Source organism: Chryseobacterium formosense (genome assembly GCF_900116415.1).
In the GTDB taxonomy this organism is placed as follows: domain Bacteria; phylum Bacteroidota; class Bacteroidia; order Flavobacteriales; family Weeksellaceae; genus Chryseobacterium; species Chryseobacterium formosense.
The window spans coordinates 126,071-139,635 of the sequence record NZ_FPAP01000006.1 but is presented as its reverse complement, the minus strand read 5'-3'; the positions used below and the strand labels follow the sequence as shown (position 1 = coordinate 139,635).

Below are 13,565 nucleotides of genomic sequence, written 5' to 3'. Positions count from 1 at the left end.
TAATAAAAAGTAATAAAAGTAAAAATGGCAGAAATTCTTGACGGATTAAAAGTATCCAAAGAAATAAAACAGGAAATCAAGGCTGAAGTTGAAAAAATTCTTGACAGCAAAAGAAGAGCTCCACATTTGGTGGCCATTCTTGTTGGTAACAATGGTGCAAGCAAGGCCTATGTAAATGCTAAAGTGAAAGACTGTGAAGAAGTAGGATTTCAATCTAGCTTAGTGAAATTTCCAAGCACGGTTTCTGAATCTGAATTATTGGAAAAAATCGATGAATTAAATAAATCAAAAGCAGTTGACGGGTTTATCGTTCAGTTGCCTTTACCGGATCAGATCGATCAGGAAAAAATCATCAACGCAATCGATCCGAGAAAAGATGTTGACGGTTTCCATCCTGAGAACTTCGGGAAAATGGCTTTGGAAATGGATACTTTCTTGCCTGCGACGCCTTTCGGGATTTTAACATTATTAGAAAGATATAATATTGAAACGAAAGGTAAAGACTGTGTCATCATCGGTAGAAGTAAAATTGTTGGAAGACCAATGAGTATTTTGATGGGAAGAAAAGATTTTCCAGGAAACTCTACAGTGACGTTGACGCACTCTTACACAAAAGATATCGAAGAATACACTAAAAAAGCAGACATCGTAATCACCGCTTTAGGTGATCCTCACTTTTTAAAAGGTGAAATGATCAAAGAAGGTGCAGTGATTGTTGACGTAGGTATTACAAGAGTAGACAACGATTCTCCAAAAGGATATTATTTGGCAGGTGATGTAGATTTCGACAGCTGTGCCGCAAAAGCAAGCTGGATAACTCCAGTTCCGGGAGGAGTCGGGCCTATGACAAGAGCGATGTTGATGAAAAACACCATCATTGCCTACAAAACTTCGGTCTATAACGACTAATTTTAAAATGAATAAAGAAGAAGATATATTATTAAAAGAAGGTAAAATGCTCCCAGTGATGGAGCATTTTTACACTATTCAGGGAGAAGGTGCACATACGGGAAAAGCAGCTTATTTCATCAGATTGGGCGGCTGCGATGTTGGCTGTCACTGGTGCGATGTGAAAGAAAGCTGGGATCCTACCCTTCACCCTTTAATGAATGCTGAGGAAATTGCAGAAACTGCTGCAAAACATTGTAAAACCATTGTTTTAACAGGTGGTGAACCTTTGATGTGGAATCTTGATATTTTAACTTCAAAATTAAAAGAACTGGGTTGTACAATTCACATTGAAACATCCGGAGCTTATCCGATGAGCGGACAACTGGATTGGATCACCCTTTCTCCAAAGAAAACAGGCTTACCTAAAGAGGAAATTTATGCTAAAGCCCACGAGCTGAAAGTAATTATTTTTAACAACAACGATTTTATATTTGCTCAGGAGCAGGCTGAAAAAGTTTCCGAAAACTGCAGATTATATCTTCAGAGCGAATGGAGCAAGCGTGATGCGATGTATCCGAAGATGACCGATTTTATTCTTGAAAATCCTCGTTGGCAGGCTTCGGTTCAGACACATAAATATTTAAATATACCGTAAAATTGTTATATTTAGCTTCTCGCTTTTTTCATTAAAGATAGATGCAAAGAATACGATATTCCCGATATCTGAAATCAATCATTATTTTGCTTGACCTTTTGGTTATCGCAGGGGTTTTTATATTCTATTTTATCAGTACAACCCGGGGTGTAATTGTTCAGGATGAAGATCTATGGTATGAAAATTCATTTCCGTTACTTCTTGTTATCTTTTTTTGGATTTTACTGAGTGGTAGAACGAAGATCTATAACATTTCCAGAAATCTTACCTACATCCTTTTTGTAGAAAGAATAATCGTTCATTTTCTGTTGTTTATTATCGGGTTGGTTCTTATTCGTAAAGTGAGCAGCAATCAGTTTTTTGGTTCAGAACTGACGTGGTTGTCATTATATCTTTTCTTTTTCATTTTTTTATTAAAATCAGCGGTCTACTATTTAATAAGATACATCAGAACAATAGGGATAAACCATCGTAATGTAATGTTTCTCAGTGAAAATAATTCAACAGAGGTTTTAAAGAGAATTATTGAAGAAAGAAAAGACTTCGGTTACAAAACATACGATTACACTTCTGAAGTAAATGCTGAAAATCTGACGGAATTCTGGAAGAAAAACGGCATCAATACTCTATTTCTTCCTGCCGAAAATTCTTTCAGCGACGAGAAGCAAAATGAGATATTCAGATTAGCGGAAGCCAATAAGGTACATATTTCCCTGATTCCGAATATTTCCAGAAATAATTTTTTCTTTTATGATTTGGGATACATTCAGACACAGCCAGTTTTAACCCAGGCAAAATATCCTTTAGATTATTATTCTAATTTTTTACTGAAAAGAACTTTTGATATTATTTTTTCGGTCTTAGTTTTGCTGTTCATCTGTTCGTGGCTGTTTCCTATTATTGCCTTGCTGATTAAAAAAAGTTCCAAAGGGCCTGTTTTCTTTATTCAGAAAAGATATGGTTTTCATGAAGAAGTTTTTAATTGTATCAAGTTTAGAACAATGTTTGTAAATGATGATTCGGCAAAGAAAACAACAAGCGAAAATGATGCAAGAATAACCAAAATCGGAAAGTTTTTAAGGAAAACCAGCCTCGATGAAATGCCACAGTTTATTAATGTTTTAAAAGGCGAGATGTCGGTGGTAGGCCCAAGACCTCACATGTTGGCGGTAGATGATTATTACAAACCAAAAATCGGAAGATACAGCCTGAGAAGTCATACTAACCCCGGAATTACAGGTCTGGCTCAGGTAAACGGTTTAAGAGGTGATGCAGGAGATGTGGAAATTGAAATGAACAAACGTATTCTTGCTGATGCATTTTATGTAAGAAACTGGAGTTTCGTTTTAGATTTAGTTATCATTTTAAGAACTATTTTGTTGGTTATAAAAGGAGATAAAAATGCAAATTAATATTTAATTTAAGGTTAAAACAGAGAGATCAGTATTGCTTAAAATTTAATTTAGTTAAATAAAAATAGCCTAATTTAGCAGAATGTTAAAAAAGTTTTTTACAGCGATAGGAGAATACATGTTACTCCTCGGAAAATCAATCCAGAAGCCTCAGAAAATGAGAGTTTTTTGGAAGCTGTTTATGAGAGAAATCAATGATTTGGGAGTCAACTCTTTTGGGTTGGTGATCTTCACTTCTATATTCGTGGGAGCAGTAGTTGCAATTCAGATGTTTAATAATTTTGATGCTTCTTCGTTTCCAATTCCGCCATCTTTCGTTGGTTATGCAACAAAAGCAGTTTTGGTGCTGGAATTTTCACCCACGATCATCAGTCTTATTTTAGCTGGTAAAGTAGGTTCATATATTGCATCCAGTATTGGAACCATGAGGGTTTCTGAGCAGATCGATGCGTTAGACATCATGGGAGTAAATTCTCCAAATTTTCTAATTTTTCCGAAAATTATTGCATGCGTTATTTTTAATCCGTTGCTTATTGCTATCAGTATTGTGTTCGGTATCGGTGGCGGCTATATTGCTGGTCTTCTTACAGGAAACTGGACGACGGCAGATTATATCACCGGTATTCAGATGTATATGCCTAATCTTTTCATTTATTATGCATTTACGAAAACTGTTGTTTTTGCATTTATTATTGCAACAGTTCCTTCTTATTACGGATATAACGTAAAAGGCGGATCACTTGAAGTTGGTAGAGCGAGTACACAAGCTGTAGTCTGGACGATGGTTTTCATTATCCTTTCTGAATTACTATTAACCCAATTAATATTAAGCTAATGATTGAGGTAAAAGATCTGAAAAAGAGTTTTGATGAAGTTGAAGTATTAAAGGGTATTTCAACCTCTTTCGACAAAGGAAAAGTGAATCTGATTATCGGGCAGAGTGGTTCCGGAAAAACGGTGTTTCTTAAAAGTTTATTAAACGTTTATCAGCCTTCATCGGGAGAAATTCTTTTTGACGGGCGCGATATCAATGTAATGACGAGAGAAGAAAAACAACATTTGAGATCGGAAATCGGAACCGTATTCCAGGGAAGTGCATTATTTGACTCTATGACGGTTGAAGAAAACATCATGTTTCCGCTGGATATGTTTACCAATCTTACTTTCAGAGAAAAGAAAAGAAGAGTTTTTGATGTGATCGGAAGGGTGCATTTAGATAAAGCCAATAAAAAATTCCCGTCAGAAATTTCCGGAGGAATGCAGAAACGTGTTGCCATTGCAAGAGCAATTGTAAACAATCCTAAATATCTTTTTTGTGACGAGCCCAACTCAGGATTAGATCCATATACATCAAATATTATTGATGATCTTCTGCTTGAAATTACCAAAGAATACAACACTACAACCATCATCAACACCCACGATATGAACTCGGTAATGACGATTGGCGAGAAAATTGTATATCTGAGACTGGGTATAAAAGAGTGGGAAGGCAACAAAGACGTTCTCATCACCGCTGGCAATAAAAATCTGATAGATTTCGTTTACTCATCAGAACTATTCAAGGAACTGAGAGAGTATTTACTTGAGAATAATAAAACAATAGACAATACTATTACAAAAATTGACGATAATGAAAAAATTGATTAGTGCAGCATTCATTGGTTTTTCAGTATTTGCTTCGGCGCAGATTTCTTTGGCCGGAAAAGCAAATGTTCTGATCCCGACAAGCTCGGCATCATGGAAGAACTTCAAGACAGCTGCAACCAATGCTGTAGAGCAAAAAGGCAAAAATATTACAGGTTTCAATGTTGGTTTATCTTTAAAAATCGATTTACCAACTGCATTATATCTGATGCCGGAAATCTATTATACTAATTTCAGTAATGAAGTTACTGTACAGAATGATGCAAATTCAGAACAAACAACCATAAAAGCTAAAAACAGCAGAGTAGATATTCCTGTTTTGGTTGGGGTAAATGTTTTGGGAGATCTTCTAAGCGCTTATGCAGGTCCTGTTGGAAGCTTCAACCTAGCGAAGAGTGATAATTTTGATAATTTCATTCAGAAAGTTGATGCTAAAGAATTTACGGTAGGTTACCAGCTAGGTGTGCAAAGTGAAATCAAAAAGGTAATTCTTTCTGCAAGATATGAAGGTGCTTTTTCTAAAGATCAGAGAAAATTCATCAACAATGTTGCAGGATCAAACCAAGAGATCGATTACGATAACAGATCAAGCTTATTTTTGCTTGGTTTAGGGTATAAATTCTAATCGGATTTTATCAAATAAAATAAAGAAATCCTCAAATTCTAAATTTGAGGATTTGTATTTTCCCTTTCAAGCTCAGCCTGACGTTTTTCAATTTCTATAGCCTGTTTTTCAAGCTCTTCTTTTTCTTTCTGAAGCTGCTTGAATTCTCTTCTTTTTGCTTCAGCTTTTATCGCACTGCCTTTGCTTACATAGCCAACCAACCCACCAAAAATCAAACCGATTCCGATTCCCGCCATTACACCCATCACATGAGAAATTGTAATTCTTTCAACGGTAAAATCTGTTGTTAAATAAAAAAGCAAAGCCGATACTGCCAAAAGTATCATTCCGACTACTGAGAGACTTTTCATATTTATATTTTTTAGAATTAAAAAAAGCCTTTACTCAATTGTACTGAAGAAAGGCTTTTAAAATTTATAGAAAATTATCCTTTGCCACCTGCAGCTCTGTAATATTCCAAAGCTTTTGGTAAATCGTTTTGAATATCTGCAATTCTGGTCTGAGGACTCGGGTGTGTTGATAAAAATTCCGGTTGTCTTGCTCCGGATGAAGCTGCTTCCATTCTACTCCAGAACGGAATAGCCTGTTTTGGATCATATCCTGCAATTGCCATAAGATTTAATCCCATTTCATCTGCTTCAGATTCCTGAGTTCTTCCATATTTCAAAAGAGCCACCTGAGATCCGATAGGATATGCTGCTTCGAAAACTTTTGCCAGCTGTGCGTTTGAAATTGTTCCGCCCAGAATTTGCCCTCCATATTGTGCAACCATAGCCTGAGAGATTCTTTCATTACCGTGCCCCGCCAAAGCATGAGAAACTTCGTGCCCCATTACAACAGCAAGACCTGTTTCATCTTTGGTAACCGGAAGGATTCCTGTATAAACTGCCACTTTTCCACCCGGCATACACCAAGCATTAATTTGATTATCCTGAAGAAGATTAAATTCCCACTGATAACTTGCTAAGTCAGCACTTCTACCAATGCTTGCGTAATATTTTTCAGCGGCAGTTTTTATCTTACCACCAACTTTTTTTACCATTTGAGCCTGAGCTCCTGTCACAACTTTAGATTCTTTCAAAGTCTGTTGATATTGTTGTACTGCACTTGTTGTAATTTGAGAATTCAAACTTCCGATCTGTAGAGACTTTCTTCCCGTCATCGGATTTGTTGTACATGCTACGAGCGCCAAAACAGCAGCTCCCATTCCTAAAAAATGATTAATTTTCATAATTATGCTTATTATATTTGAACCTTAACAATATCTATTCCAAAACCACAATATATTTTTTTGCACGTATTTTGATGTATAAATTTACTAATTTTAATGTCATGAAAAATTATATAAAAATCATATCTGCTTTTGTGGTCGTTTTCTTTTTCCAGAACTGTACTGCACAAAAGACTGATCCACAAATAGTAAACAATCTGGTGAGTTCTGATGAATTTACTTTTCACGCAGACAGGGCTTTTCCTATGAATCAGGATGTCGTTAATATTGCCAACTCTATGCCCAATGCAGCAGGCCAACGGATTTTTGATTTATCAGGAGAAGGATATTCAATAGAAATTAAAAAAAATGTTTTAGATGTTGTGTTACCTTATTTCGGCAGAACTTTTAACCCAAATTACGGAACAACAGACAACAGTTATAGGTTTATTTCTAAAGACTATACATTGACAAAATCCCAAAACAAAAAAGGAAATTGGGTGTACAAAATAAAAACGAATGATGTAAAAAATGTAAGTGATATAAACATAGAAATTTTTAAGAACGGAAGAGCTCTTACCTCAATTAGGAGTAATGACAGACAGCCGATTTCTTACGACGGATATATTTCTGAAAACGAAACAACAAAGGAGAAAGAAAAGCTTTAAACGTTTCGGTTTACGCAATTCGCAGCTTTAATCTTAGAAAAAATTATTAAATATTTTCTGGATCCCGAAACTCGGATCTCGAATCTCGTAAAAATTTCTCAACAAACAGTTTTGCTTCAGTACTCGGGTTTGAAATCTGGTCTGAAGCATTTTTTTTATGCTGAATATAAGCTTCTTCTACTGAATTATTTTTTTTCATCAATGCTAAAATATATTCCTGAACCCAATATTCAAATCGTTTTTCAGATTGTTGAGTACGAACTTCTTCAAACCGTTTGGTTTTCTTTTTTAATGAAATAAAATCATCAATTTTTTGATATACATCATTTAAACCCTCATTATTTAAGGCAGAACCAAGTAAGACAGGCACTTTCCAGTCTTTTTCTTTTGCCGGAAGAAAATCTAATGCACGTTTCAGTTCAAGCTTAGTATTTTTAGCTTTCTGAAGATTATTTTCATCCACTTTATTAATAAAAATAATGTCAACCATCTCCATGATTCCACGTTTGATGCCTTGAAGTTCGTCTCCGCCACCTATAATTTTCAAAAATAAAAAAACATCTGTTATATCAGCAACCAAAACTTCCGATTGCCCTACTCCGACGGTTTCAATTAAAATATAATCGTAACCTGCAGCTTCGCAAATCATCATCGTTTCAAAAGTCGTATTGGCTACCCCACCCAAAAAACCAGAGCTCGGTGAAGGACGAATAAAAGCATTCTCTTCTTTAGCCAATTCTTCCATTCTTGTCTTATCACCTAAAATACTTCCTTTATTAATCGCAGAACTCGGATCAATGGCTAAAACCGCCACTTTTTTACCTTGGGAAATTGCTAACCTTCCAAAATTTTCGATGAATGTAGATTTACCTGCGCCGGGAACTCCGGTAATACCAACTCTGATTGAGTTTCCGGTAAGAGGTAGAATTTGTTTTAAGAGCTCTTCGGCCTGATTTCGATGCTCGGCTTTTGTGCTTTCAACCAAAGTTATGGCTTTTGCGATCAGGCGTTTATTGCCTGACTTAATTCCATCAATAAATTCTTCAGTTGAAATTTTCATTTAGAGCTTTTTTATTCTCTTAAAAGGAAAAATGTAACCTAAAGGTTTCATCAATTCAAAAATATAAAAATAACCCGCAAAATACGAGAAAAAGTAGATTAATTTTAATGCTTCTAAATTAAACACCGACATACCATTCGCCTGTAAAATTCATTATTTTTGTTTAAGACAAATTTAAAAACGATATGAAAAGTCTATTTGCAGCAGCAACATTCGCATTGATACTATTAGCATCATGTACTCCGAAAGCAACTCCGGTAACGGAAGCTCCGAAATCCGTAACAAGTACGACGGAACAGATTGCACAAGGAAAAACTATTTTTGAGACTGCCTGCAAAAGATGCCATGATTTGCCAGAACCAACTAAATTCACTTCCGTACAATGGGTAGGAATTATGAATTCTATGGCGCCAAAAGCTAAGCTTACCGATGAACAGCATCAGTGGGTTTATGATTATGTGGTTTCTGTGAAGAACTAAAAATTCAACCAACAAAAAATATCATTATGAAAAAATTAGCTTGGAGTATGATTTTAGGATCTGCTTTTATGGTTTCGTGTGGACCAAAAAGTACAGCCGTGACAGGGCCAAAGTTTACCTCTGCTGAACATTTAGCACAAGGGAAAACGGTTTTTGAAAATTCCTGCAACAGATGTCACAAACTACCCGATCCTGCAAAACATGATGATCAGAGCTGGATCAAAACATTAAGCAGAATGGCTCCCAAAGCGAAATTGAGTGATGAGCAACATCAAATGGTTTATGATTATTTGATTTCTGTAAATAAAAAATGATTTTTGAATAATAAAAGGAGACTTATTTCGTCTCCTTCTTCTTTTTATTTTTCTTTGGCATTTTTGATTTAATAAATTTCTTTCTATCCTTTACCACATTCAAACTATATTCATTAAAACAGTATTTTGCCGCTTCATCCAAAAATTTCAAAGCATTATTGAAACTTCCTCTTTTCTCGGAGAGCAAAGCTCTGTAAAACCAAAGATTCGACTTATCAATTCCCTTTATTTTTAAAGAATAGTTGATCAATTTTTCAGCTTCATGAAAATCTTCATTGGCTAAAAGGCAATTGATGTAATATTGCGGAACGTTTAAGTTGGTAATATCACAATGCATCGCTTCTTCAAAATACTGTTTGGCAAGATCATAATTTTTCAACTGTTCAGAATAGATTCTTCCCATCAGACAAAGGCTGTCTGCATCTTCAGGATCGTAGGACAAAGCATAGTTCAACGCTTCCAAGCATTCCGGAAGGCTGTATGGATAGTTATCCAAAGCTTCAAAGTAGTATTTATTTTTAGTTAAGGTCATTTTTGTAATTTTTTAATTCGTTTTTCAGTTGATTTCTTTCTTTTTTGAAAGATTTGTCCTGATAATTCTTTTTAAAATCGGTTCCCGAAAATATTCTGATCGGGTTTCCGCGCTGAACATTCAAATGATTGTTCCAAGTTTCCTGCATTTGTTTTTGAAGCTGGATAATATTCTGTTCCAACACTTTTTCTTTCAGTCTTGCAATCGAAAACTTTTTATTTTCCAATTGTGAGCGCGAGTCCTGAACAAAAATACTTTGTCCCGTCGGAACGTGAGTAGCCCGAACAGCCGTATTCACTTTATTTACATTTTGTCCGCCACTCCCCTGACTTCTGGTTGTCTGAAACTGAATATCTTTTTCATTAAAATTGATTTTCTCCAAACCTTCCAGCTCGAAAACTCCGATGAACCAGTTGCTTCTTTTGTGCAGTTTTCGAAATGTACTTTTTCCCGTCCACAAAATACTTCCCAACCAATTTTTTAAAAATTCATTGATATTTTTTGATTTTAAAAGCAGGGTTACCGATTTTAAAGTCAGGTTTTCATCACCATTTTCACGATGAATAATTTCGTAATCGATGTTATTATCTTTTGCTTCCTCAAGAAAGACTTTCAACAGTTTTGCAACGACCCATTGGCATTCCAAAGGTCCTCTTCCTGAAGTTATTTGTATGATTTTTTCCATTGTTATTTCGGTATTTCACTTAATTTCGGATGACCAACAGGATCAATTCCTTTTTCCAATAAATCTTTTGCAGCCATGACCGCCCAACATTTATCGCTGGAATGAATATTTCTGTAAAACGAAAGCAGAACATCAGGCTTCACTACTGTAAATCCATTGGTGACAATGATTTCCAGATCATTTCTTTCGAAAAAATCGATTGTAATTCTGTGAAATTTTCCGTTTTCCATTTCGATTGTTTTTTCATATCTGCGAAAGTTTTCTTCGCTCGGAAGATGGTCATATCTTGTCCAGACTTTCAAAAAGCCTTCCTGCTGAAGAATCATGATAACCTGAGCAACATTTTCCTTTTTAACAAAAACATCAATATCCTTATGATCATGAGCGTGCTTATATTCCGTATGCCCAATTTCAGACATAAAATGCCATGCCCAACCTCCTGAAATAATGACTTTATTTTTTAATTTTTCTAAAATTTCCAGTCCGTATTGAATTCTGAATTCCGGCCAGACTTCACCGTATCTTTTTATATTATGTGGTGCTCCCATTTTTTTATTTTTTTTTGATTTGAATTTGTCATTTCGAACGAAACAAAGTGCAGTGAGAAATCTTTTTGCAGATTCTTCATTCCACTCCGTTCCATTCTGAATGACAATCATTCTTTAAATATTACTGGCTATTATTATCAGTCAAAATCCATCAACCAACAACTACAACCTATCAACCATTTACCTGTCCATCCTCACAATTCTCGGTTGGAAAGTTCCCAGAATATCCACCAATTCGCTTTGTGCATTCATCACCTCATTGATGTCTTTGTACGCCATTGGAGCTTCTTCCGTATTTCCGCCCATTAATGTGACATTTTTGAGTTTCAATTCTTTTTTGATGTCATTTTGAGTAAAAAGACTTCTGCATTCACCTCTGGAATGTGCCCTTCCTGCGCCGTGAGAGGCAGAGTTCAAAGAATCAGGATTTCCTTTTCCACGAACGATAAAACCTTTTGCCGTCATTGATCCGGGAATCATTCCCAATTCGTTTTCATTCGCCGGAGTAGCTCCCTTTCGGTGAACAATCACTTCTTTTCCGTTATGAATTTCTTTCCATGCAAAATTGTGATGGTTTTCAATTTTTGCTTTCACTCTTCCACCGACTGCTTTTACCAATCGTCTGTGGATATCGTCGTGACAAGCTGAAGCATAATCTCCCGCCAAATTCATTGCGGTCCAATATTCCAAACCGAGATGTGTACCCAGATCCAGCCAGGCAAATTGCTGTGCTTCTTTTGGCAACGGACATTGTTCCACAGCTACTCTGGAATAATATTGAGCGATTTCTGCACCCAATCCACGTGATCCGCTGTGTGAAAGAATCCCAAGATATTTCCCTTTTGGAAGTCCGATTTGTTCATCTCCTTCTGTAATTTCTACTTCTCCAAATTCCACAAAGTGATTTCCGCCGCCGGAACTACCCATTTGTTTGATGGCTTTTCCTTTTAATCTCCTCAAAATCGGAATCATATCGAAAGTATCTCTATAGAAAATTTCGTGATCGATATGAGATTTATGAGTTTCGTACATCCCGAATTTTGTATGTTCGGCAAGAGCTTTTTCGTATTTATCTCTTGCGCCGTCAAGATATGAAATAGGGGTATCTAAAATACTGAGCGACATTCTGCAACCGATATCCATCCCGACTCCATACGGGATCACCGCATTTTCTACGGCCAGAACTCCGCCGATCGGAAGTCCGTAACCGCTGTGTGCATCGGGCATTAAAGCGCCTTGCGTTGCAATCGGAAGTTTCAAAGCGGTATACAGCTGGTTTTTTGCTTCATCTGAAATATTGTCTCCGAAAATATTGAATGTTGCCCTGTTTGTATTGAGCATTCTTTTCTCCGTTTTCTTGGATGAAAGCAACGCTTCCGCAATTTGCCCGAAGGTTAAATCTTTTTCAAAAATTTCCGGATTTTGCAGAATTTCCTTTAAAAGAGATTTCACATGATGAATATTTTTTGTTGCAAAATTTCTTTTCATGACTTCCAAAGCGATGTTTACACTTTGATTGTTTGGATAGCCTATTTTTAATATATCTTTTCCTTTAAGTTTTAAATTTCCCATTGTTTTTGTTTTAAAATTTCAGGACATTTCCGTCCTCTAAATTTTCTGCAATCACAGTTGCAGACATTTTGCAGCGAAAGCATTTTTTGCTTTTCATTGAATCTCTTTTGTATTTATCTTTCCATGGATTTGGTCTTCCATAAATTGTTTTGTGAATAATTCCTACAATTTTATGTTTCCCTAAATAATAATCGAGTTCATCGATCTCTTTTTCTAAATCGGAATCCAAAGGTTTGTAATGAGTAATCATATTTGGTTTTACCCTCAATACAAACCTCCATGGTTCAATGAATTCATAGTAAATGTTATATGTCTTTCTGAACGGACAATAATCTTCTCTTTTTAAAAAATATTGTCTCTCTCTGTCTGTTAATTTCAACTTTGGATCATTCCATTGATAGGTGGAAAGTCTATCTAATTTTTGCTCCCGGTCAACATATATTCTTCGTCCGAATTTTCTTTTCTTTTTTAAGAATTTTCGGGTTTCAGAATACGTCTTTGTGTTGATCTTATTCAGAATTCCTTCGAAGAAATCTCCGTCTTTGGAACGCTTTACATCGTCTCTTACAACAAAGAATCTTACAAACCCTTTTTGATATGGCTTTTCCAAAGGAACTGACGGAATATTTCTTCTTAATTTCCAGAGTTCATCACTATGTTTATACTTTTTCCTGATCTGTTTTTCTACATCTTTTTTTATGATTCTTTTTCTGCTTCTCAGACTTCTTAATCTGAAAAATAAAAGATTTTCTTTTTCCATTATTTAATTACAGGCGAGGTATGGAAATTTGGTTTCTATACGTCACATTAAATTTTGTCAACTAAGATTCTAGTTGATTTGTTGTTATTCAAACCTCATAGGTTTTGGAAACCTATGAGGTTTATCAAGGCGAAACTTTATCATTAGCCCCGATTGCAACGACATCCTTTTTTGCATTGGCTTGAAAAAAAGCGTTGGCAAAAAAGATATAGTGGAAAGCGGGAAATTGCTCCTTAAAAAATTAATAAGTAACAATTCGGCGTAGTCAAATAGCTCCTAAAAACTATTTGAAAAGGCTCCAAAATTTTATAAAAAAGATTTTCGGGGAAACTGATTTGAGTTTAAATATTGCGCAATAAAAAACCCGAAATCTCTGCGACTTCGGGTTTTGATATTTCGATATACTGTTATTCTATGAGTGTACCAAACCACGAAGCCTCGCCTTTGCAAAAGGCAATCCTACTGTTGAATGTAGATTGAATTTGAACATTGCTTCGTTGTTTTTTA

At 35.6% G+C, this 13,565-nt stretch carries 17 protein-coding genes; 9 read left to right on the top strand and 8 right to left on the bottom strand.

What is annotated here, in order from left to right; genetic code table 11:
• Positions 1-24 precede the first annotated feature (24 nt).
• From BM371_RS18895 to BM371_RS18870, 6 genes are all read left to right on the top strand, one after another.
• Entirely contained in the window at positions 25-909 is an 885-nt protein-coding gene (locus BM371_RS18895) for a bifunctional 5,10-methylenetetrahydrofolate dehydrogenase/5,10-methenyltetrahydrofolate cyclohydrolase (RefSeq protein WP_034677661.1), read from the top strand.
• 7 nt (positions 910-916) lie between these two features.
• On the top strand, positions 917-1,546 hold the full coding sequence (locus tag BM371_RS18890; protein WP_034677659.1) for a 7-carboxy-7-deazaguanine synthase QueE: 630 nt from the start codon (positions 917-919) through the stop codon (positions 1,544-1,546).
• A gap of 41 nt (positions 1,547-1,587) precedes the next feature.
• Positions 1,588-2,958, top strand: a complete 1,371-nt coding sequence (locus BM371_RS18885; protein ID WP_034677658.1) for an exopolysaccharide biosynthesis polyprenyl glycosylphosphotransferase — start codon at positions 1,588-1,590, stop codon at positions 2,956-2,958.
• 82 nt (positions 2,959-3,040) lie between these two features.
• Positions 3,041-3,793, top strand: a complete 753-nt coding sequence (locus BM371_RS18880; protein WP_034677656.1) for an MlaE family ABC transporter permease — start codon at positions 3,041-3,043, stop codon at positions 3,791-3,793.
• The gene (locus BM371_RS18875; RefSeq protein ID WP_034677654.1) at positions 3,793-4,608 is read left to right on the top strand and encodes an ABC transporter ATP-binding protein; all 816 of its coding nucleotides are present in this window, start codon (positions 3,793-3,795) and stop codon (positions 4,606-4,608) included. Before BM371_RS18880 ends, BM371_RS18875 begins: the two co-directional genes overlap by 1 nt.
• Positions 4,592-5,230, top strand: coding sequence for an outer membrane beta-barrel protein (locus BM371_RS18870; RefSeq protein ID WP_034677653.1), 639 nt, complete (start codon positions 4,592-4,594; stop codon positions 5,228-5,230). The genes BM371_RS18875 and BM371_RS18870 overlap by 17 nt, the downstream gene beginning before the upstream one ends.
• A gap of 38 nt (positions 5,231-5,268) precedes the next feature.
• Here BM371_RS18870 and BM371_RS18865 read toward each other — a convergent pair whose 3' ends face one another.
• Both BM371_RS18865 and BM371_RS18860 read right to left on the bottom strand, forming a co-directional pair.
• Complete coding sequence (locus BM371_RS18865; RefSeq protein WP_034677652.1) at positions 5,269-5,580, bottom strand: hypothetical protein; 312 nt, start codon at positions 5,578-5,580, stop codon at positions 5,269-5,271.
• Between the two features lie 74 nt (positions 5,581-5,654).
• Positions 5,655-6,461 carry a M48 family metallopeptidase gene (locus BM371_RS18860; protein WP_034677651.1) on the bottom strand — a complete coding sequence of 269 codons (807 nt, stop codon included), beginning with the start codon at positions 6,459-6,461 and terminating at the stop codon, positions 5,655-5,657.
• Between the two features lie 101 nt (positions 6,462-6,562).
• Here BM371_RS18860 and BM371_RS18855 point away from each other — a divergent pair, with 101 nt between their 5' ends.
• A complete protein-coding gene (locus BM371_RS18855) occupies positions 6,563-7,108 on the top strand; it encodes a DUF4251 domain-containing protein (RefSeq protein ID WP_034678268.1) in 546 nt (181 codons plus the stop codon).
• Positions 7,109-7,154: 46 nt separating this feature from the next.
• On the opposite strand, the gene meaB is transcribed toward BM371_RS18855, so the two are convergent.
• Entirely contained in the window at positions 7,155-8,168 is a 1,014-nt protein-coding gene (gene meaB / locus BM371_RS18850; RefSeq protein WP_051882861.1) for a methylmalonyl Co-A mutase-associated GTPase MeaB, read from the bottom strand.
• Positions 8,169-8,353: 185 nt separating this feature from the next.
• Between meaB and BM371_RS18845 the strand changes: the two genes are divergently transcribed.
• Both BM371_RS18845 and BM371_RS18840 read left to right on the top strand, forming a co-directional pair.
• Complete coding sequence (locus BM371_RS18845) at positions 8,354-8,647, top strand: c-type cytochrome (protein ID WP_034677650.1); 294 nt, start codon at positions 8,354-8,356, stop codon at positions 8,645-8,647.
• A gap of 26 nt (positions 8,648-8,673) precedes the next feature.
• Positions 8,674-8,961, top strand: a complete 288-nt coding sequence (locus tag BM371_RS18840) for a cytochrome c (RefSeq protein WP_034677649.1) — start codon at positions 8,674-8,676, stop codon at positions 8,959-8,961.
• A 22-nt stretch (positions 8,962-8,983) separates the two neighbouring features.
• On the opposite strand, the gene BM371_RS18835 is transcribed toward BM371_RS18840, so the two are convergent.
• The 5 genes from BM371_RS18835 to BM371_RS18815 form a co-directional block, all read right to left on the bottom strand.
• The gene (locus tag BM371_RS18835) at positions 8,984-9,493 is read right to left on the bottom strand and encodes a tetratricopeptide repeat protein (RefSeq protein ID WP_034677648.1); all 510 of its coding nucleotides are present in this window, start codon (positions 9,491-9,493) and stop codon (positions 8,984-8,986) included.
• Positions 9,480-10,178: a peptide chain release factor H gene (prfH, locus tag BM371_RS18830; protein WP_034677647.1), complete on the bottom strand. Its 699-nt coding sequence runs from the start codon at positions 10,176-10,178 to the stop codon at positions 9,480-9,482. The genes BM371_RS18835 and prfH overlap by 14 nt, the downstream gene beginning before the upstream one ends.
• Before the next feature lie 2 nt (positions 10,179-10,180).
• Positions 10,181-10,837: a nucleotidyltransferase family protein gene (locus BM371_RS18825; RefSeq protein WP_228376776.1), complete on the bottom strand. Its 657-nt coding sequence runs from the start codon at positions 10,835-10,837 to the stop codon at positions 10,181-10,183.
• A 69-nt stretch (positions 10,838-10,906) separates the two neighbouring features.
• Positions 10,907-12,298: an RtcB family protein gene (locus tag BM371_RS18820; RefSeq protein ID WP_034677646.1), complete on the bottom strand. Its 1,392-nt coding sequence runs from the start codon at positions 12,296-12,298 to the stop codon at positions 10,907-10,909.
• Positions 12,299-12,308: 10 nt separating this feature from the next.
• Positions 12,309-13,058, bottom strand: a complete 750-nt coding sequence (locus BM371_RS18815) for a hypothetical protein (protein ID WP_034677645.1) — start codon at positions 13,056-13,058, stop codon at positions 12,309-12,311.
• Between the last annotated feature and the right edge of the window lie 507 nt (positions 13,059-13,565).